The 20,882-nt window shown below is 75.4% G+C and carries 15 protein-coding genes; 5 read left to right on the plus strand and 10 right to left on the minus strand.

The genetic code is table 11. The features are described 5' to 3' along the window. Complete coding sequence (eccB, locus tag ACIQUR_RS33695) at positions 1-1,569, minus strand: type VII secretion protein EccB (protein ID WP_403672930.1); 1,569 nt, start codon at positions 1,567-1,569, stop codon at positions 1-3. Between the two features lie 231 nt (positions 1,570-1,800). On the opposite strand from eccB, the gene eccE reads away from it, so the two are divergent. The 3 genes from eccE (at position 1,801) to ACIQUR_RS33710 (ending at position 7,628) form a co-directional block, all read left to right on the plus strand. After that, the gene (eccE, locus tag ACIQUR_RS33700) at positions 1,801-3,093 is read left to right on the plus strand and encodes a type VII secretion protein EccE (protein ID WP_403672932.1); all 1,293 of its coding nucleotides are present in this window, start codon (positions 1,801-1,803) and stop codon (positions 3,091-3,093) included. Further along, positions 3,093-3,809: a hypothetical protein gene (locus tag ACIQUR_RS33705; protein WP_403672934.1), complete on the plus strand. Its 717-nt coding sequence runs from the start codon at positions 3,093-3,095 to the stop codon at positions 3,807-3,809. Before eccE ends, ACIQUR_RS33705 begins: the two co-directional genes overlap by 1 nt. Positions 3,810-4,412: 603 nt before the next feature. Further along, positions 4,413-7,628, plus strand: coding sequence for an SCO5717 family growth-regulating ATPase (locus ACIQUR_RS33710; RefSeq protein ID WP_403672937.1), 3,216 nt, complete (start codon positions 4,413-4,415; stop codon positions 7,626-7,628). 77 nt (positions 7,629-7,705) lie between these two features. On the opposite strand, the gene ACIQUR_RS33715 is transcribed toward ACIQUR_RS33710, so the two are convergent. From ACIQUR_RS33715 to rimP, 9 genes are all read right to left on the minus strand, one after another. After that, complete coding sequence (locus ACIQUR_RS33715; RefSeq protein ID WP_403672940.1) at positions 7,706-8,662, minus strand: bifunctional riboflavin kinase/FAD synthetase; 957 nt, start codon at positions 8,660-8,662, stop codon at positions 7,706-7,708. 155 nt (positions 8,663-8,817) lie between these two features. Next, the gene (locus ACIQUR_RS33720; RefSeq protein WP_403672942.1) at positions 8,818-12,300 is read right to left on the minus strand and encodes a hypothetical protein; all 3,483 of its coding nucleotides are present in this window, start codon (positions 12,298-12,300) and stop codon (positions 8,818-8,820) included. Positions 12,301-12,676: 376 nt separating this feature from the next. After that, entirely contained in the window at positions 12,677-13,582 is a 906-nt protein-coding gene (gene truB, locus ACIQUR_RS33725; RefSeq protein ID WP_403672945.1) for a tRNA pseudouridine(55) synthase TruB, read from the minus strand. After that, the gene (gene rbfA / locus ACIQUR_RS33730; protein ID WP_399952687.1) at positions 13,579-14,019 is read right to left on the minus strand and encodes a 30S ribosome-binding factor RbfA; all 441 of its coding nucleotides are present in this window, start codon (positions 14,017-14,019) and stop codon (positions 13,579-13,581) included. Before rbfA ends, truB begins: the two co-directional genes overlap by 4 nt. A 36-nt stretch (positions 14,020-14,055) precedes the next feature. Beyond that, positions 14,056-14,349, minus strand: a complete 294-nt coding sequence (locus tag ACIQUR_RS33735) for a DUF503 domain-containing protein (protein WP_399952690.1) — start codon at positions 14,347-14,349, stop codon at positions 14,056-14,058. A 176-nt stretch (positions 14,350-14,525) separates the two neighbouring features. Then, positions 14,526-17,609, minus strand: coding sequence for a translation initiation factor IF-2 (infB, locus tag ACIQUR_RS33740; protein WP_403672950.1), 3,084 nt, complete (start codon positions 17,607-17,609; stop codon positions 14,526-14,528). Between the two features lie 149 nt (positions 17,610-17,758). Then, on the minus strand, positions 17,759-18,034 hold the full coding sequence (locus ACIQUR_RS33745; protein WP_399952697.1) for a YlxR family protein: 276 nt from the start codon (positions 18,032-18,034) through the stop codon (positions 17,759-17,761). Between the two features lie 132 nt (positions 18,035-18,166). Then, on the minus strand, positions 18,167-19,150 hold the full coding sequence (gene nusA / locus ACIQUR_RS33750; protein WP_399952701.1) for a transcription termination factor NusA: 984 nt from the start codon (positions 19,148-19,150) through the stop codon (positions 18,167-18,169). A gap of 2 nt (positions 19,151-19,152) precedes the next feature. Next, the gene (gene rimP, locus ACIQUR_RS33755) at positions 19,153-19,650 is read right to left on the minus strand and encodes a ribosome maturation factor RimP (RefSeq protein ID WP_403672954.1); all 498 of its coding nucleotides are present in this window, start codon (positions 19,648-19,650) and stop codon (positions 19,153-19,155) included. 159 nt (positions 19,651-19,809) lie between these two features. Here rimP and ACIQUR_RS33760 point away from each other — a divergent pair, with 159 nt between their 5' ends. Then, positions 19,810-20,415 carry a hypothetical protein gene (locus ACIQUR_RS33760; RefSeq protein ID WP_403672957.1) on the plus strand — a complete coding sequence of 202 codons (606 nt, stop codon included), beginning with the start codon at positions 19,810-19,812 and terminating at the stop codon, positions 20,413-20,415. Continuing rightward, positions 20,412-20,870, plus strand: coding sequence for a ferritin-like domain-containing protein (locus ACIQUR_RS33765; RefSeq protein WP_403672960.1), 459 nt, complete (start codon positions 20,412-20,414; stop codon positions 20,868-20,870). Before ACIQUR_RS33760 ends, ACIQUR_RS33765 begins: the two co-directional genes overlap by 4 nt. Positions 20,871-20,882: the final 12 nt, after the last annotated feature.

Below are 20,882 nucleotides of genomic sequence, written 5' to 3' on the forward strand. Positions count from 1 at the left end.
CTACGAACCCTGCGGCTGGCGCGCGCTGTTGGTGTCCAGGCGCGGGCCCTTCGAGAGGAACTCCGACCAGGCCATGGGGACCAGGACCGGCACGACCTTCTCGTAGCCGAGCCGGATCTGCGCCTGGCTGGGCTCGGGGCGGCCGTCCTCGTCCTTGCCCTTGTTCTCCCCCGCGCCGATCTCCGAGAGGTCCGCGTCGCTGTCCCCGTTCGCCTGCACCGCGTACCGCAGTCCGGTGTCGGTGAGCAGGAACAGCGAGCCGTCGGGGCGCGACTGGGTGCCGCGGACCTGGGTGTACAGCAGGCCGGTGCCGGGCGTGACGTACGTGCTGGTGCCGGTGGCGGTGATGTCCACCGGGAAGCCGGTGCCCGCCCAGGTGCTGAGGGAGGGCCGGCCCTTGGAGTCGACCTCGCGCAGCACGTTGCACACGGTGTCGCGCAGCTCGGAGCGGGAGGTGCCGGAGCCCGCGGCGGCCTTGGTGTGGTTGACCTGCTCGGCCTTGCGCTGCGGCCAGCGGGCGTCGCCGGCGAAGGCGGAGCGGCCCGGGTCGATGGACTGGAGGTCGACGTCGCGGGCCCGGCCGGCCATGTCGAGGCGGTCGGTGGCCGGGGAGTTGATGAGCAGCCAGGCGGTGAACTCCGAGACCGGTGACACCTTGCCGGGCAGCACCACGTAGTGCTGCGGGCCCGAGCCGGTCTGGGCGCGGAGCACCATGCCGACGCGGTTGTCGGCGGTGGCGAGGCCGGAGACCTTGGCGTCCTCGCCGGGGCGGCCGGGCAGCGCGGGGAACTCGACGGGCGTGCCGGCGCGCAGGGTGTCCAGCCACTCGGCGGTGACCTGCTGGGGGCGGCCGTCCCCGACCAGGGCGCGGGTGAGGGTCTCGCGGTCCTCCTTGGGACCGCTTATGGCGTACCGGACGCCGGCCGCGTCGACGAGGTAGCGGGTCTTGTCGGGTCCCTGTACGTAGAGGACCTGACCGTCGGTCAGTCGACGGGACCCCTCGGTGAGGCCCGCCTCGCGCTCGGCGAGGACGAAGGCGGCGGTCTGGGTGCCGTGTCCGTTGCCGCCGGGCTGCTGGCAGACCGCCCAGCGCTTGGCCGTGCCGGCGTCCTTGGCGGTGGGCAGCCGGTCGGGGGCGTACGGGATGCCGAGGATCGGCCCGCGGGGCGGCTTGCCGGCGTCCAGGATCTCGTCGCTGACCTGGATGACCTCGAACTGCTGGGGCGTCAGCAACAGTCGCGCGGAGGCGAGGTTGAGCACGGGGTGCAGCAGGGTCTTCTTGTGCTTGCCGCTGCCGGTGGTGAGCACCACGTACCGGGTGGTGGAGTCCTTGCCGACTATCACCCTGGTGCCCGGGGTGTCCCAGCCCTTGGGCGCGTTGGGCTTGAACATGCCCCAGGCGCCGAACCCGGCGAGCACCAGCGCGCCGACGACCATGCCCGGGACGATCGCGCGCAGCGGGCGCGGGGCGCCCTCCTCGGTCCCGGTGGCCGAAGGCTGGAGGAACGCGGCCACCGTCCGCCTCTTCGCAAAGGTGTACGCGTTGAGCTCGTCCCGCCGTGATGCCATGACCGCTCGCTTCTCCCCGTTTCTCCCGGCACGGCCCGCTCGGCGGGCCGGTTCCCCCGGGCCCGGACTGCCGGACCGGCCCCCTACTATGCCTGTTGATCGACGGCGCCCGGGTGGCGGGTAGGGTGAGGCCGCCGCCCCGTCCCTTCCGTACCGGGGCGGTCAGGTTTCATTGGGGCGGATTGGGTGATTCCGGAGCGCGCGGCTCTCACCCGGGGAGGGGCGCGAGAGATGGCCACCGCGACGGAACCACGGGCCGGGGGCACGGAGCGGCGCGTCACCGAAGCCGGTCCGGCCCGGGGCGCGGTGACACCGCGTCCGAGGTCGACTCCGGGGCGTTTCGGCCCGTTCCGATTGCAACAGGTCGTGCTGCTGGAGGTCGCCGCGGCACTGCTGGTGGTGGCCTGGGTGATCGACCCGATGCTGCTCGTGCCGGCCGGTGTGGTCGCGGCGGCGCTGCTGCTGCTGGCCCTGGTGCGCCGTCACCAGCGGTCGCTGCCGGAGTGGCTGGGGACCGCGATGGCGCTGCGCGCCCGGCGCCGCAGGGCCGTCTCGTTCACGGTGCCCGCGGGGACCGAGCCGGGGCTGGCGCCGGTGGTGGAGGCCGATCCGGCCCTGCGTACGTACACGATCAGCGACCGGGACCGGCGGCCGGTGGGTCTCGTCGGCGACGGGACCTTCCTGACCGCGGTGGTGCAGGTCGACCTGGAGGCCACCGCGCTGCGCCCGGACCGCTCGGCGCGGCCGCTGCCGCTCGGCATCGTCCGGGACGTGCTGGAGACCGACGGCATCCGTCTGGAGTCGGCGCAGCTGGTGCAGCACACCCAGCCCGCGCCCGCGCCGCACCTGCCGCAGCAGTCGATGGCCGCCCGCAACTACGCGCCCCTGCAGGCCCAGACGGGCACGCCCGCGGTCCGGCTCACCTGGATCGCGCTCAAGCTCGACCCCGAGCTGTGCCCCGAGGCGGTCGCCGCGCGGGGCGGCGGGCTCGCGGGGGCCCAGCGGTGCGTCGTACGCGCCGTCGACCAGCTGGCCAGCCGGCTGGCCGGCGCCGGGTTCCGCGCCACGGTGCTGACGGAGCAGGAACTGACGGCCGCGCTGGCCACGTCGACCTGCGCCAACCCGATGGCCATCACCCAGGCCGGGCGCTCCGGAACGCCGGGCCGGCGCACGGAGGAGAGCCCGCGCAGCTGGCGCTGCGACGACCGCCGGCACACCACGTACTGGGTGTCGCGCTGGCCCCAGCTGGGCGGCGGCGCGGCGCCGCTGCCGCAGTTCGTGGCGCTGCTGACGTCGGTCCCGGCGCTGGCGACCAACTTCAGCCTGACGCTGGCCGCGAGCGAGCGGCAGGAGGTGACGGTGACCGGGCACGTGCGCATCACCGGACGCAGTGACGAGGAACTGGTGGCCGCCCGGCGGGAGCTGGAGCGGATCGCCCGCGGGGTGAAGACCGCGCTGGTACGGCTCGACCGCGAGCAGCTGCCGGGCGTGCTGGCCTCGCTGCCGCTGGGAGGTGCGCGCTGATGGGCCGCGGTCTTCGGCAGCGGGTGGGGTACGGGCTGGTGGGACCCCGCCGGGAGCGGCACGCGGTGTCGTTCGAGGAACTGGACGCGCTGGCGGTGCCGGTGGCGGACGACGGCGTCGTCATCGGGGTGGATTCCGGCGGCCGGCCCGCGGTGCTCGGGCTGAACCGCCCGACGCCGTACGACGTCACGCTGGTGGGCGGTCTGTGGACGGCCCAGGTGCTGGCGCTGCGGGCCGCCGCGACCGGGGCGCGGGTCGCCGTGGAGACGGGGCGCGCGGCCGTGTGGACGGCGCTGGCCCAGTCCGCGGGCGGCGGCCAGCCGTGCGTGACGCTGCACGACGTGGGCCGGGTACCGCCGCAGGGCGCGTCGGCGGGCAGCCCGGTGCTGGTGGTCCGCGACTGCGGGATGCGGCCGCCGCGCGGGCGCGTGGTGGCCGGGCCCTGGCAGTCGGTGCTGACGCTGCTGCCCTACCTGAGCCCGGCCGCGGCACGGCTGCTGGAGCAGTCGGCGCTCGTGGGCGTCCAGCGGGTGTCCCCGGACGAGGCGGAGCAGGTGGGCCGGCTGATGGGCCTGCCGCGGTCCGCGGTGGACGCGCTGCCGACGCTGGGCGAGGGGGTGACCCTGTGGTGCACCGGGCGGGACCGGCAGTTCGTGATGACGCAGGGCACGGAGGCGGAGACCGGGCTGCTGGGCGCGGCGCGGCGGATCGACTGAGGACGGGCCGGGGCGGGGCGCGGGGGGCGTGGCGTGCGGTGCGGTGGCCGGGGGCGGTCTGGTGCGGGCCGGGTGCGGGTGGGCGGGTGCGGGCCGGTGGGGGCCGGTGGGGATGACCGCTGCCGCCTGGTGCACGGGCCCGGTCGGGGTGACCGCGTGCGGCCCGGTGGCGGTGGCCCGGTGCGGCCCCGGGGGCGGCTCGGTGCGGCGCGGTGTGGTCTACCCGTTCGGATGACGGTGGTCGGCGGCGCCCGGCGCGTGCCCGCCGGTCGCGGGGCGGGGTGACGCCCGTCGGCCGGTCCCGGCGGGTGCTTACGGGCCGACGGGGCCGGGTCCCGGACGCGCGGCGCGATTAGGCTGAACGTGGGCGCGGGGGCCGGGCTGGTGCCGGGCCGCCGTGACCGGCGGGTCCGGTGACCGGGGAGGTCCCGGGTGACCCGTCGAGGCCGCCGAGGGGCAGCCCGGGGGTGTGCGGGGCCGGTAACGGTTCGGTGCCGATGCTCCCGGCCCGGGGCGGTTTCGGAGACGGTTCAGAGGCAAGGCCTGTGCCGGGCGCGCCATACGAGTACCGAGTGCCGGTGCTCGGACAGAGCAGGAGGATTTGTGAACAGCGATCGGAACGAGAGCCGCGGCGGGTCGCGTGACGTCCCGACGGACGATCAGTCCGACGCGGAGCCCGAGCTGACGGGCGAGTTCACCATCGACTACACGCCGCCGGCCTGGTACACGCAGAACGCTGCGCCGGGTCCGGTGGCGGGCGTTCCGGTGCCCGGCCTGCCGCCGGGCAGCGGTTTCGAGCCGAACTGGGCCCCGCGCGAGGCGGGCCAGGGTGCCGGTCCCGTGCCGGGTGCCGGTCCCGTGCCGGGTGCCGGTGCCGCTCCGGTGCCGGGGGGCTACGCACCCGGTGCCGGCCCCGTGCCCGGTGCTGCGGTTCCGCCCGGCGCCGGCCAGGGATCCGTACCCGGTGCCGCGCCCGAGGGTGCGCCGGGCGGCCACGCGCCGGCGCCCAGTGGGTTCCCCGGGGCCGCGGTACCGCCGAGTGCCGGCCAGGGATCCGTGCCCGGCACCGGGCCTGACGGTGCGCCGGGGGCCGGTCCCGTGCCGGGCGGCTACACGCCCGGGCCCGGCGGGTTCCCCGCAGCCGGACACGTACCCGGCGCCTCGGTTCCGCCGGGTGCCGGCCAGGGATCCGTACCCGGTGCCGCGCCCGACGGTGTGCCGGGGGGTTACGCGTACCCCGGTTCCGCGTCCGTACCGGGTGCGGCCGACGCCGGGCCCTACGCGCCGAACCCCTGGGCCGCGCAGCAGCCGCCCGCCGTGCCCGTGGGGCAGGACGCCTCCGCGCTTCCGCCGTTCCCCGCCCCCACGGACGCCGTACCGGCACCGGCACCCGCGCCGGCCGAGCCCGTCGACGCGGTTCCGGCCGGCTACACGGCGCCCGAGCCGGCGGACGCGGACGCGGACGCGGTCCAGGCCTCCGCCGAGCCGGCGCCGGCCACGCCCGGGGACACCCCGCCCGCCGCTCCCGAGCCCGCGGACGCCGTTCCCGTGCCGTACGCGGACGCCGAACCGGCGCCCGACCCGGCCGACTTCGCGGTGCCCGCGGTGTTCTACGAGTCCGACGAGCCGGCACCGGAGGCGGCCGAGGACCCGGAGCCGGAGTCCGTCGTGAGCCCCGTCATGCCCGACGTGACGACCGGTGTCGCGGAGCCCGCCGACGCGGAGCCGGCGGGCAGCCCCGCGCCGCCCGCGCCCGGTGCCGCCGACGGCGCGGACGAGGAACTGGCCCCGCCGAACGCCGCCGACGGCCCGCTGCCGGACCCCGGCACCGGCCCGGACCTGCCGGCACTCGCCACCGACCCGGCCGATGCCGTACCCGGCCTTCCGGCCGCGCCGGCGGACGCCCCCGCGTACCCGGCCGACGCCGCCGGTACGTCGCCCTTCGGGCCCGAGGACGCCCCGGCGCTGCCCTTCGGTCCCGACCCGACCGACGGCCCCGCTGCACCCGCGTACCCCGCCGGGCCCCGGGCCGCGGCCGTGCCGCCGGTGCCCGGTGACCCGTCCGCCGACGTGGCGTCGCCGCCCACGATGCGGATCGCCCCGCCCGTACGGCCCGGCAGCCCGGCCACGGGCGCCTCCGCGCCCGTACCGCCCGCCGACCTGTCGGGAGCCGGTCTTCCCCCGGCCCCGCCGCAGGCACAGCCGCAGCCGCAGCCGCCGGCACCCCAGCCCCCGCAGGGTTACGGCTTCCCGCCGCCCCAGCAGCAGCCCCCGCAGGGCTACGGCTTCCCGGCCCCCGGCCCCGTACCGGCACCTCCGTCGCCCGCACCGGCCCCCGCACCGGCCCCCGCCCCGGCGCCCGCACCCGGCCCGGCCCCGCAGCCGCCCCACGCCGCCGACCCGCGCGCCGGGGCGCAGTGGCCCTCGCCGGTCGCGCACGACCCCCGGCAGCGCTCCGTACCCGGCGCCCCGCTCGGGTACACGGCGGCGGTGGAGCTGTCCTCCGAGCGGCTGCTGCGCAACAAGCAGAAGCCCCGCAGCAACCCCGGCGGCTCCCGCTTCCGCTTCGGCGGCAAGGCGGCGGAGGCCGAGCGCCAGCGCAAGCTGGAGCTGATCCGCACCCCGGTGATGTCCTGCTACCGGATCGCCGTCATCAGCCTGAAGGGCGGCGTCGGCAAGACCACGACCACCACCGCGCTCGGCGCCACCCTGGCCAGCGAGCGGCAGGACAAGATCCTCGCCATCGACGCCAACCCCGACGCCGGCACGCTCGGCCGCCGCGTGCGGCGCGAGACCGGGGCGACGATCCGCGACCTGGTCCAGGCGATCCCGTACCTGAACTCCTACATGGACATCAGGCGGTTCACCTCCCAGGCGCCCTCCGGCCTGGAGATCATCGCCAACGACGTGGACCCGGCGGTCTCGACGACGTTCAACGACGAGGACTACCGCCGCGCGATCGACACGCTCGGCAAGCAGTACCCGATCATCCTCACGGACTCCGGCACCGGTCTGCTGTACTCCGCGATGCGCGGGGTCCTGGACCTGGCCGACCAGCTGATCATCATCTCGACGCCCTCGGTGGACGGCGCGAGCAGCGCGAGCACCACGCTCGACTGGCTCTCCGCCCACGGGTACGCCGACCTGGTCTCCCGCTCCCTCACGGTGATCTCGGGGGTGCGCGAGACCGGCAAGATGATCAAGGTCGACGACATCGTGCAGCACTTCGAGACGCGCTGCCGCGGGGTGGTCGTGGTGCCGTTCGACGAGCACCTGGCGGCCGGCGCCGAGGTGGACCTGGACATGATGCGGCCGAAGACCCGCGAGGCGTACTTCCACCTCGCGACCCTCGTGGCCGAGGACTTCGCCCGCGCGCAGCAGGCCCACGGCGTGTGGGGGCAGCCCGGTCACCCCGGCATGCCCGGTCACCCCGGCATGCCCCCGCAGGGCTACCCGGGCCAGCCGGTCCCCCAGCCCCAGCCCCAGCCCCAACAGCCGTACGCCCAGCCCGCCCCCGGCCCCGGCGGCCACCCGCAGCAGCCGCCGTACCCGGGCGGCCCGGGTCCGTACCCGGGCCAGCCGTACCCCGGCGGGCAGCCGTACCAGCAGCCGGGCCCCGGGCAGCCCCAGCAGCCCGCGCCCCAGCAACCCGCGCCCCCGCAGCAGTGGCCCACCGCCCCGCCCCAGCCCGGCCAGGGCTGGCCCCAGCAGCCGCAGCAGCCGCAGGCACCCCACCAGCCGCAGCAGCCCCAGCAACAGCCGCCGCAGGGACCGCCCCAGCCGGGCCAGGCCCCGCCGCAGCCGCCGGCCCGGCAGTGAGGAACGGGTGAGGGCCCGTACCCACCCCGTCAGGGGGGGTACGGGCCCTCACCCGTATCGCTGCGGAGGCCTGGGGCCTAGCGCTGCGCGTCGTACGCCTCGGTCAGCTCCCGCGCCTTCTTCACGTCGTCGGCGATCGCGTCGAGCAGCACCTCGATCGACTCGAACTTCGCCATGCCGCGCACGTACGCGAGGAAGTCCACGGTCACGTGCAGCCCGTACAGGTCCAGGCCCACCCGGTCGATCGCGTACGCCTCGACCGTCCGCTCCGTGCCGTCGAACTGCGGGTTGGTGCCGACCGAGATGGCCGCGGGCATCCGCTCGCCGTCGGCCGTCAGCCAGCCCGCGTACACACCGTCGGCCGGGATCGCGGTGTGCGGCAGCGTCTCGACGTTCGCCGTCGGGTAGCCGAGTTCGCGCCCGCGCTGCGCACCGCGGACGACGACGCCCTCGACGCGGTGCGGGCGGCCCAGGATCTCCGCCGCGCCGGCCATGTCGCCCTCGGCGACCAGACGGCGGGTCAGCGTCGAGGAGAACGGCTCGCCGCCACCCGCCTCACCGCTCACGTACAGGTCGACGACCTCGACCTCGTAGTCGTACGTGGCGCCCAGCTCGGCCAGGTAGTCGGTGTTGCCCGCGGCCCTGTGACCGAAGCGGAAGTTCGGGCCCTCGATGACGGCCTTCGCGTGCAGGGCCTCGACGAGCACCTTCACGATGAAGTCGGCCGGGGACAGCTGCGAGAACTCGGCCGTGAACGGCAGGATCAGCAGCGCGTCGACGCCGAGTTCGGCCATCAGCTCGGCACGGCGGTGGTGCGGGGCGAGCAGGGGCGGGTGGCTGCCGGGGCGGACGACCTCGCTGGGGTGCGGGTCGAAGGTGACGACGACGGAGGGCACGCCGAGCTCGCGCGCCCGGGCCACCGCCCGTCCGATGATCAGCTGATGTCCCCGGTGGACGCCGTCGTAGGAGCCGATGGTGACGACGCTGCGTCCCCAGTCCTGGGGGATGTCCTCCAAGCCACGCCAGCGCTGCACTGTGACCGCTCCTCGCCCGAACCCTGTAGTGATTGCCGATGTGCCAGCGGCGCCGTTCGCTCGTGCGTCTGACGCCCTACGCAGGTCTAAGACTGCCATGCCCGCGCCACTCGGCCGTCATCGGTATCGGCGGGATGTCACCACCGTCACCACCGTCACCGCGGCCGCCGCGCCACGCCTCCGCCGGGGGGTGCGGAGGACACGGCCGGTGCCAGGGCCAGCCGGGCCAGGGCCGGGGCGTGCTCTCCGGTCTCCTCCGGGCGGGTGAGCAGGGCCCGGGCGGCGTAGCCCAGCAGGGCGCGGTCGGCCGGTGTGACGGCGTAGGGAGCGGTCGCGAGGCCGTACGCGGCGGCGGCGGCCCGGCGCTCGGGGCGGGTGTCGTGCGCCCACCGGTCGACGGCCCGGCAGAGGGCGGAGGGCTCCTCCTCGGCGAGGGCGGCGAGGAGTTCGTCGGCGCGTGGGTGGGCCCGCTCGACCAGTGCCTCCGCGAGGTCGTCCACAGCGAGGCACCGGTGGGTGTGCAGCAGGGCTTGAGCGGCGGTGGCCACGGTCGCCCCGGGGGTGGCGGCGAGCGGGGTCTCGTCGGTGAACCAGCCGCAGAGCAGCGGCTGTACGGTGCGCGGGTCGGCGGTCAGCCGGCGGGCGACGGCGTCGAGGTAGCGGTCGGGGGCGCCGGGCGGTCCGTCGCCCGGCACGAGCCCGCGCAGGAGGTCCAGCCGGTACGCCTCGGGCAGCTGGAGCCGCTCCCAGAACCGCCCGCCGAGGCCGGGGCACGGCACACGGGCCAGCGCGCGGAGCACCTCGTCGTACGGCGTGAGGTCGGCCAGCCGGGGCAGCGTCTCCCGCAGCAGCCGGACGGCCCACCAGCGGGCCTCCCCCGCGGTGCCGTCGCGCACCTGCCCGGCCAGGGCGGCCAGCAGCGGTACGAGCCGCTCGCCGCGCAGCGCGAGGAGGCCCTCCACCAGCACCCCGAGCCGCTCGGGCACCACCCCGGCGCTGCCGGGCCCGGCGTCCCGGATCATGCGCAGCGCCGCCGGTACGTCGAGGTGGGCGCCCTGCAGCCAGTCGGCCAGGGCCTCGTGGGCGAACCGGTGGCCCGGGCCGGCCGGGACGATCAGCCCCTCGGCGAGCACGGCGTCGGCCCAGCCGGTGTCGCGGGGGAACAGCGCCTCGAAAGCGGTACGGTCCAGCGCGCCCCGCCCCGCCCCGAGGCACCGCCGGGCGGCCTCGTGCACCTGGGCCGCCACCTGCGCGGCCACCCGTCGCAGCCCGGCGGGCCGCACCCCGCGTTCCCCAGCGGGCACCCCGCGTTCCCCCGGTGGCACCCCGCCTTCCCCACCGGGCACACCGAACGCCCCGCCGGGCACGCCGAACGCCCCACGGGATACGCCATGCGGCCCGTCGGGTACGCCGTACGGCCCGTCGGGTACGCCGTACGCCCTCCCCCGCGCTGCGCTCCGCGCGCCGGCCCGGCCCGCGCGCGTACTCCCCTCCGTGCTGCCGAGCGGGTCGGCACCGCCGCCCTCGAACTCCTCGGCCCCCGCACCGGCCCCGCCCGCGCCACCACGCCCGCGGTCGTCCGGCCCGCCCGAACTCCGGCCCCCGGCGGCCTCCACGCCCCCGCCCCGCCACCCGGCGGCTCCGCCGCGGGCGTCCGGACCGTCGCCGGTCCTGCCGGCGCCCTGCCGTCCGCCGGGCCCGCCCCGCCGGGAGTACGGCTCCGGCCCGGCGGCCGTCCCGGACCCGGCGCGCCGGCCGAGCCCCTCGCCCGGGCCGTCGGCTCGCGGGCCTCCGGCTCCCGGGCCGGCAGCCCGCTCCCACGCATCGGATCCGGCGCGCCCGCGGCCGGGGCGGCCCGCGCCCGTGCTCCCGTACGCCTCCGGTCCCCCGGTCGTGGTGTCGGGCCGTGGCTCGCGGGGGCGCGCGGCCTCCGCGCCGCCGGCTCCGGCCGGCCCGCCGGCTCCGCGGGCCGCGTACGGTCCCCGCACCGGATCGGGTCCCCGGCCCGGGCCGTCGGCCGGACCTTCCGGATCCGTACCGTCCGCCGCGTCCGGGGCGCCGGTCCCCGTGCGCCACCCGTGCGCCCGGGCGTCCCCGGCACCCCGCGTAGCGGTCCCGTCCCTCCCCGCGGCCGCCGGCCGGGGCCGGGTGCCCTCGCCGGACGGCCCCGCACAGGATCCGGCACCCTCCTCGGGTCCCCGCTCCGTCAGGCGGGCCGCGACGCGCAGGCACACCAGGTCGAGGTAGGCGGCGAAGACCTCGTCCCGGCCAGGGCAGCCCGCGGTGACTCCGGCCGCCCGCACCTCCCCCAGCAGCCGCAGCGTCAGCGGATGACCCGCGTCCCGGGCCGCCACGGCACCGTCGGGCACTCCGTACAGCCGCCGGGCCCGCTCCGCCTCCCCCGCGGCGAGGTCGCCCAGCCCCACCACCACCGCCTCCGGGAATCCGACCCGCTCCCAGAACTCCGGGCGGCAGCCCACCGCCAGCCGGGCCCCGGTGTCCCGCAGCCAGCCGACGGTCCCGTCCCACCACGTGTCCAGCGCCCGGCCCAGCGCCCCCGGCATCTCCTCGGGCGCGTCCAGCACCACGAGCAGCGGCCGCCCCGCACCGGCGGAAAGGCGGGCCACCCGCTCCGCGAGCGCCTCCCCGTCCCCGACAGCGTCACCGGCCCCTGCTCCCGCTCCGGCACCGTCTCCCGCTCCCGCCCCGGCACCCCCGTCCGTCAGGATCCGGTCCGCCTCCCCCAGGGCCCGCGCCACGGCGTCGCCGACGGAACGGTCGCCCACCATCAGGTCCGCACCCCGCAGCCAGACCGTCGGCGCGGGAGCCCCGCTCCGCACGCGCCGCCCGGCCCAGGCCGCCAGCTCCGTCGTGCGGCCGGTACCAGGCCGGCCCACCACGGCGCACACCGGTGCCGCTCCCGCCTCGAAGCAGGCCAGTTCCGTCACGATCGCCGCGCGTTCCACCACGGCACCGGATTCCGCGCCCCACAGCGCCTCGCCGGCCGCCCCCAGCGTGATCCCGGTGAGCCGCAGCGCACCCGCCAGATTGAGCTCGGTGCCGTGGGCCGGCACGGTCGCCGCGTTCCGCGCGAGCAGTTCCGCCAGCTCCCCGGCCCGGTCCGGCTCCGCGGCGCGCAGCGGCACGGCCCGGGGGCCGCCGTCCAGCACCGCGAGCACCGCCCCGGTCTCCGCGTCCAGCACCGGCCCGCCGCGCGTCTCCCCGCCCAGCAGCAGCGCGTCCCGGCCGTCCGTGCCGATGGCCAGGTCCAGCTCGGGCCCCGCCCTCAGGATCCGCGCCTGGCGCCAGCCGCGGGCGGCGAGCCGTACGTACGTACCCGGGGCGATCCGCTCCCGCGCGGCGACCGGCAGCGGCGGCAGGCCGAGGTCCGCGCCCCCGGTGCGCACCAGCGCGAGCCCGCTCGCGCCCAGCACCGTGACCGCCGCCGGGTCCACCTCGCAGACGCGTTCGGGGCCGTGCAGCACCAGCGGATCGGGGCCGGTGACGGCGGCGCGGCTGGTCAGGACGGTGCCGCGGTCGTCGGCGACGAACCCGCTGCCCCACGGCCGCCCGGCCCGGTCCCGGATCCGCACGAGCATCGCCTCGGGCCCGTCCGCCGTGGCACCCACAGCCCGCATCGCGACCGACCTCCCCGTCTCCCCGTACGGACGACGTTAGGCCGGTGAAGATCGACGGAACAGGACGCGCACATAAAGCGCCCCCTCGCGCTCCCTCCATTCACTCCGAGCGCCTCCTCGGACGGGTGAATAGCGGGTGTCGGATGGATAGAGACCGAGCGGGGGGAAGTGAGGGGGACGCGGAGCGGTGAGCGGCACAGGGGGGTGCGCTCACCGCTCCGCGGCGTGTCCAAGGCCCCGGAAACCGGCGCGGTGCGCCCGCCCAACGCCAGGAGGCCGGTCCGTACCAGGTACGGACCGGCCTCCTCGGGCACGGCGGCGGACCGCCCCGCCCACCGGGCGGAGCCGGATCAGGGGCGGGCGCGGGCCCGGGTCGTCAGACGAAGACCGCCAGGGACTTCGCCTTGCCGCCCTTGCTCTCGACCAGCGCCAGCAGCTTCCCGTCGGGCCCGAACACCGCGACGGGCTTCCCCGACGGGTACTCGTCCGGCATCTCCAGCCGGACGCCGTTGCCCAGCAGCCGCGCCCGCTTCTCGTCGAGGTCCCAGCGCGGGAAGGCCGCCTGGGCGGCGTCCGCGACGGGCATGACGGTCAGCTCCTCCTGGAGCTGGTCCAGGGTGCGCGCGCGGTCGATCTTGTACGGGCCGACCCGCGTGCGCCGCAGCGCCGTGAGGTGCCCGCCGACGCCGAGGTCGGCGCCGAGGTCGCGGGCGAGCGCGCGGATGTACGTACCGCTGGAGCAGACGACCGAGACGACGAGGTCGACGACCCTGGTGCCGTCCTCGGCCTCGGACTCGCTCATGTCGTAGACGTGGAACGAGGACACGGTCACCGGACGGGCCGGGATCTCGAACTCCTCGCCCTCGCGGACGCGGGTGTACGAGCGCTTGCCGTCGATCTTGATGGCGCTGACCTTGGACGGCACCTGCATGATGTCGCCGGTCAGCTTGGCGACGCCCGCGTCCACCGCCTCCCGGGTCACGCCCGAGGCGTCGGCGGACGAGGTGATCTCGCCCTCGGCGTCGTCCGTGACCGTGTTCTGGCCGAGCCGGATGGTGCCGAGGTACTCCTTCTCGGTCAGCGCGAGGTGGCCGAGGAGCTTGGTGGCCTTCTCGACGCCGAGCACGAGCACGCCCGTGGCCATGGGGTCGAGGGTGCCGGCGTGGCCGACGCGGCGGGTCTTGGCGATCCCGCGCATCTTGGCCACGACGTCGTGCGAAGTGAAGCCGGACGGCTTGTCGACGATGACAAGGCCGTCCGGAGTCGGGGTGTGCTTGCTCATTCCGCGGCTTCGTCCTCGCCCGGCTTCTTGTAGGGGTCGGCCTCGCCCGCGTACGTGGCGTTGGAGGAGGCCTCCCGCACCTGCGCGTCCGAGGCGCGCGCCTTGTCGAGGAGGTCCTCGATGGTCTTGGCGTTCTCCGGGAGGGCGTCCGCCACGAACGTCAGGGTGGGCGTGAACTTGGTGCCCGCCGCGCGGCCGACCGCGGAGCGCAGGATGCCCTTGGCGCTCTCCAGGCCCGCCGCGGCGCTCGCGCGCTCCTCGTCGTCACCGTAGACCGTGTAGAAGACCGTGGCCTCCCGCAGGTCGCCGGTGACGCGGGTGTCCGTGATGGTCACGTGCGTACCGAGCCGCGGGTCCTTGATGCCACGCTGCAGCTTCTCGGCGACCACCTCCCGGATGAGGTCCGCCAGCTTCTTCGCCCGCGCGTTGTCGGCCACTGGTCCGTCTCCTTCTTTTCTTGCAAGTCAAGCAGTTCAGTCTTCATCACCGTGGAGGCGTCGGCGCACCGACAGCAGCTCCACTTCAGGACGTGCCGCGACCAGTCGCTCACAGCGGTCGAGCACGTCCGACAGGTGCCCCACGTCCCCCGACACCATGGCGACCCCCAGATGGGCCCGGCGATGGAGGTTCTGGTCGCCGACCTCGGCCGCGCTCACGGAGAACTTCCGCTGGAGCTCGGAAACGATGGGCCTGACGATGGAGCGCTTCTCCTTCAGCGAACGTACGTCGCCGAGGAGCAGGTCGAAGGACAGAGTCCCCACGTACATGCAGATCCGGATGTCCCGCCGGTTCGGGTTCGGTGGTCCGCCAGCCGTCGCTTGGCAGGAACATCCAAACCGTACACGCAACGGCCGGGGCCGATCGACGGAAATTCCGCCGACCGGCCCCGGTCACGACATCCCCCGGCTCACGCCGGGAAGTGCCCTGTACGAACAGCCGGGCGTCAGCCGCGCGGCTTCTCGCGCATCTCGTACGTCGCGATGACGTCGTCGATCTTGATGTCGTTGAAGTTTCCGAGGTTGATACCACCCTCGAAGCCCTCGCGGATCTCGGTGACGTCGTCCTTGAAGCGGCGCAGACCGGAGATGGTGAGGTTCTCCGCGACGACCTTGCCGTCGCGGATGAGGCGCGCCTTGGTGTTGCGCTTGACCTCGCCCGACCGGACCAGGACACCGGCGATGTTGCCCAGCTTGGACGAGCGGAAGACCTCGCGGATCTCCGCCGTGCCGAGCTCGACCTCTTCGTACTCCGGCTTGAGGAGACCCTTGAGGGCCGCCTCGATCTCCTCGATGGCCTGGTAGATCACCGAGTAGTAGCGGACGTCGACGCCCTCGCGCTCCGCCATCTGCGCGGCACGGCCGGCCGCACGGACGTTGTAGCCGATGACGATGGCGTCGGAGCCCATCGCCAGGTCGATGTCGGACTCGGTGACCGCACCCACACCGCGGTGCAGGACGCGGATGTCCACCTCCTCGCCGACGTCGAGCTGGAGCAGCGAGCTCTCCAGGGCCTCGACCGCACCGGACGCGTCGCCCTTGATGATGAGGTTGAGTTCCTGGACCAGACCGGCCTTGAGCACGGAGTCGAGGTCCTCGAGGGACACCCGGCGGGTGCGCTTGGCGAAGTTGGCGTTGCGCTCGCGCGCCGCGCGCTTCTCGGCGATCTGGCGGGCCGTACGGTCCTCGTCGACGACGAGGAAGTTGTCGCCGGCGCCGGGGACGTTGGTGAGACCCAGGACCAGGACGGGGGTCGACGGACCAGCTTCCTCGACGTTGTTGCCCTTGTCGTCGAGCATCGCGCGGACACGGCCGTACGCGTCGCCGACGACCATGGTGTCGCCGATGCGCAGCGTTCCGCGCTGGACCAGGACGGTCGAGACGGCACCGCGGCCGCGGTCGAGGTGGGACTCGATCGCAATACCCTGCGCGTCCTGCTCCGGGTTGGCCCGCAGGTCGAGCGAGGCGTCGGCGGTGAGGACCACGGCCTCCAGCAGGGAGTCGATGTGCAGACCCTGCTTGGCGGAGATGTCGACGAACATCGTGTCGCCGCCGTACTCCTCGGCCACCAGGCCGTACTCGGTCAGCTGACCGCGCACCTTGACCGGGTCGGCACCCTCGACGTCGATCTTGTTGACCGCGACCACGATCGGCACGTCGGCCGCCTTGGCGTGGTTCAGGGCCTCGATCGTCTGCGGCATGACACCGTCGTTGGCCGCCACCACGAGGATCGCGATGTCGGTCGACTTGGCACCACGGGCACGCATGGCGGTGAACGCCTCGTGACCCGGGGTGTCGATGAAGGTGATCTTGCGGTCTTCGTCGTTGACCTGGGTGGAGACCTGGTAGGCACCGATGTGCTGGGTGATGCCGCCGGCCTCGCCCGCGACCACGTTGGTCTTGCGGATCGCGTCGAGGAGTCGGGTCTTGCCGTGGTCGACGTGACCCATGACGGTCACGACCGGCGGACGCGCGACGAGGAACTCCTCGCCGCCCTCGTCCTCGCCGAACTCGATGTCGAAGGACTCGAGCAGCTCGCGGTCCTCCTCCTCCGGGCTGACGATCTGAACTTCGTAGTTCATCTCGCCCGCGAGGAGCTGGAGGGTCTCGTCGGAGACGGACTGCGTGGCAGTGACCATCTCGCCGAGGTTCATCATGACCGCGACCAGCGACGCCGGGTTGGCGTTGATCTTCTCCGCGAAGTCGGTGAGGGACGCACCGCGCGACAGGCGAACGGTCTCGCCGTTGCCGCGGGGCAGCATCACGCCGCCCACGGACGGGGCCTGCATGGCCTCGTACTCCTGGCGCCTCTGACGCTTCGACTTGCGGCCACGACGGGCCGGGCCGCCGGGACGGCCGAAGGCACCCTGCGTGCCGCCACGGGCACCCGGGCCGCCGGGACGGCCACCGAAGCCGGGACGACCGCCGAAGCCGCCGCCACCGCCGGGAGCACCGCCGCCGCCACCGGGACGACCGCCGAAGCCGCCGCCACCGCCGCCGGGACGACCGCCGCCGCCCGGACCGGCCGGACGACCGGCGAAGCCGGGACGACCGCCGCCGCCGGGACCGGCCGGACGGCCGCCGGGGCCACCGGGACCACGGCCGCCGGGGCCCGGACGCGGGCCGGCAGCGGGACGCTGCGGCATCATGCCCGGGTTCGGACGGTTACCACCGGGAGCGCCGCCCGGACGCGGGGCACCGCCCTGCGGACGGGGCATGCCACCGGGGGTGGGACGGGGACCCTGCGGGCGCGGGGCACCGCCGGGACCGCCCTGCGGGCGCGGGCCGGGAGCACCGGCGCCGGGGGCACCGGGGCGCGGCGCGCCGCCCGGACGGGGCGCCTGCGGGCGCGCCATGCCGGTGGAGCCGCCGGAGGTGAAGGGGTTGTTGCCCGGACGCGGACCCGCGGGACGGGCACCACCGGGACGCGGGGCCTGGGCGCCACCCGGACGGGGGGCCTGGGCACCGGGGGTCGCGCCGGCCGGACGCGGGGCGCCCGGACGGGCACCACCCTGGCCGGAGGCGGCCGGACGCTGACCGGTCGGGCGCGGGCCCGGGGTCGCGGACGGACGAGAGGCGGCCGGAGCCGCCGGGGGCGCCTGGAACTCCGCGGCGACCGGAGCCGGAGCGGCCGGAGCCGGCTTCGGGGCCGGAGCCTTCGGACCGGGACGCGGGCCGGAGGCGGCCGGGGTCACCGGAGCGCCGCCCGCGGGGGCCTCGGCAGCGGCCGGCTTGGGGGCCGGTGCGCCGGGCTTCGGGGCAGCAGGACGTGCCGCGGCGGCCGGGGACGGCGCGGGGGCCGCCGGCTTCGCGGGAGAGGGCGCCGCCTTGCGGGGCGCACCGGGCTTCGCAGGGGACTTGCCGGCGCCGCCGGGACCCTGCAGAGCGTCGGTCAGTTTGCGTACAACGGGCGCCTCGATCGTCGAGGACGCCGAACGGACGAATTCACCGAGTTCTTGGAGCTTGGCCATGACGACCTTGCTCTCAACCCCGAACTCCTTGGCGAGTTCGTATACCCGGACCTTAGCCACTTCGCTCCTTTTAGGTCCGGGTTACCGCCGGACCGTCGCTACTTCATGGGCGTACTCATCGCGTACTCATCGAGTGCTCATCGCAATCTCGACCTACTTCCAACTCGCGAGGTACCTGACCGCACGGGGTATCCGTGCCGTACTTCTTCTTACGGTGTCGCCTCAACGGCCTTGCGCAGTTCCGCCGTGTCGAGCGCCCTCTGGACCCGCAGGGCCCTGGGGAACGCCCGGCGGCGGACCGCCAGGTCGAGGCAGACCACGGCGGGATGCAGATACGCACCCCGGCCGGGCAGCGTACCGCGACGGTCGGGGACGCACTCGTCCCCGCTCACCACGATCCGCAGCAGATCGTTCTTGGCCGCTCGCTCCCGGCACCCCACGCAGGTGCGCTCAGGGCATGCGCGGGCATGCGTCCGGCCAGACACTCTTAAGTCTACCTCCCCGTACCGACCTCACCCCTTTGGGCGAGAAATCGAACGGATGTTGTCGATGGACAGCACCCGGCACGGCCGGGTGACACCTGTCTACCGGCCGGTGAACCCCGGCCGGTAGCGGTTTTATTCCGCCGGCTCGGTGTCCGGCCGGATGTCGATGCGCCAGCCGGTGAGCCGCGCGGCGAGGCGGGCGTTCTGGCCCTCCTTGCCGATGGCCAGCGACAGCTGGTAGTCGGGGACGGTCACGCGGGCCGACCGCGAGCCCAGGTCGACGATCTCGACCTTGCTCACCCGGGCGGGTGACAGCGCGTTCGCGACCATCTCCGCCGGGTCGTCCGACCAGTCGACGATGTCGATCTTCTCGCCGTGCAGTTCGGCCATCACGTTGCGCACCCGGCCGCCCATCGGGCCGATGCAGGCGCCCTTGGGGTTCAGGCCCGAACGGGTGGACCGCACCGCGATCTTGGTGCGGTGGCCGGCCTCACGGGCGATCGCGGCGATCTCGACGCTGCCGTCGGCGATCTCCGGGACCTCCAGGGCGAACAGCTTCTTGACCAGGTTCGGGTGGGTGCGCGACAGGGTCACGGACGGACCGCGGACGCCCTTGGCGACGCGGACCACGTAGGTGCGCAGGCGCAGACCGTGCGTGTACTCCTCGCCGGGGACCTGCTCCTGCACGGGCAGGATGGCCTCCAGCTTGCCGATGTCGACGAGGACGTTCTTGGGGTCCTTGCCCTGCTGGACGACGCCGGTGATGACGTCGCCCTCGCGGCCCGCGAACTCGCCGAAGGTCAGGTCGTCCTCGGCGTCGCGCAGACGCTGCAGGATGACCTGCTTGGCGGTGGTGGCGGCGATCCGGCCGAAGCCCGACGGGGTGTCGTCGAACTCCTGCGCCTCCTGCCCCTCCTCCAGGTCCTGCGGGTCCTCCTTCGCCCACACCGTCACGTGGCCGTTGGTGCGGTCCAGCTCGACGCGGGCGCGGCGGCGGCTTCCCTCGGTCCGGTGGTACGCGATGAGGAGGGCCGACTCGATCGCCTCGACCAGCAGATCGAAGGAGATCTCCTTCTCCCTGACCAGACCCCGCAGGGCACTCATGTCGATGTCCACGGCTACGCCTCCTCTTCCTTCTTGTCCTTGCGGTTGAACTCGATCTCGACACGCGCCTTGGCGATCTCCGTGAAGGCGATGCGGCGGGCGGTGGGCTTGCGCCCCTTCACGCCCGGCACCTCCAGGTCGAGGCCCTCGTCGTCGACGTCCAGGATCCGCGCGACCAGGTCTCCGCCCTCGGCGAGCTGGAAGTTCACGAGGCGGCCGACGGCCCGCACGTAGTGGCGGTGCTCCTTCAGCGGGCGGTCCGCACCGGGGGAGCTGACCTCCAGCTGGTACTCGTCCTCGCCCATCACGTCGGTCTCGTCGAGCTTGTCGGAGATCTCACGGCTCAGCTCGGCGCACAGGTCCAGGTCGAGGCCCTCGTCGGAGTCGACCACGATCCGCAGCATCCGCCGACGGCCCGCCCTGGAGAGCTCGATGTCCTCGAGGTCCAGTCCCTTGGCGTCGACGAGCGGCTCCAGCAGCCCGCGCAGCCTGTCGCTCTGGGTGGTGCTCATCCGGGTGACTCCTCGGCCGCGTGTGCTGTTGTGGTTTCCGTCGCGTGTCAGACCAAAGGGTATCCGGTCCCAGGGGGTGTTGCCGTCCGCCCCGTGGCCGGACGCCACCGGTACGGTGATCAGCGTCCCGCCGCCCCCTGCCACCCCGAGGACGTCACCGTGCCGCTCCCCCCGCCCGCGCGCCCCTCGCGAAGAAGCCTGCTCGCCGCCGGTACCGGGGCCGCGGGCGCCGCCCTGCTCGCCGGGTGCTCGGACGGCGGCGGCTCCGCCGGGCGGCCGCGGGCCGAGCGGGTACCACCCGAACGGCGGATCAGGGACTCGGCCGTCCGGGAGACCCGCGCCCTGCTGGAACGTTACGACGCCACGCTCGCCGCCCACCCGGCCCTCGGCCCGCGCCTCGCGCCCCTGCGCGCCTCGGTCGCCGCGCACGCCGGCGCCCTCGCCCCGGCCGGCGCCCCGCCCGCGGCGACGCCCGCACCGTCCGGGTCGCCGGTGGCGGCGGCGCCGCCGGCCGGGACGGCTTCCTCCGTACCCGCCTCCCCGGCCCCGTCCGCGGCCACGCCGTCGGCGGCGGCGGTGCCCGCGCGACCCGAGGCCGCCCTCGCGGCACTGGCCGACGCGGAGCGCCGTACCGCGGCCGCGCACACCGCCGCCCTGGCGGGGGCGCCCGGCGAGCTGGCCCGGCTGCTGGCCTCGGTCGCCGCCTGCGGCGGCGTCCACGCGTACCTCCTCACCACCGCGCCCACCGGATCGGAGCCGTCATGAGCGACAAGCCGGAGACCGGACCCGGCGTGCTCGCCGCGGCCCAGGCGGCGCTCGCCGCCGAGCACGCGGCCGTGTACGGCTACGGGGTGGTGGGCGCCCGCGCCGGGGAGGCCAGGGCCGCCGAGGCGCGGCAGGCGTACGCCGCCCACCACGCCCGGCGCGACGAACTGGCCCGCACCGTGCGGGAGCTGGGCGGCACCCCGCGCCCGTCGGAGGCGGCGTACGCGCTCCCGGCACCCGTACGGACCCCCGCCGACGCGGAGCTGCTGGCGGCCGGGATCGAGGACCGGATCGCGGGCGCGTACTCGGATCTGGTGCGCGCCGCGGAGGGTCCCCTGCGCCTGCGGGCGGCGGCCGCGCTGAGCGAGGCGGCCCTGCGCGCGGCACGCTGGCGGGGAGGCGGCGTAGCCTTCCCTGGGCTCGTGGAACGATCACAACGAGCCAGGAACAGCTGAAAGGGACCTTGC

Origin of the sequence: Streptomyces sp. NPDC101132 (assembly GCF_044759225.1) — a bacterium.
GTDB lineage: Bacteria > Actinomycetota > Actinomycetes > Streptomycetales > Streptomycetaceae > Streptomyces.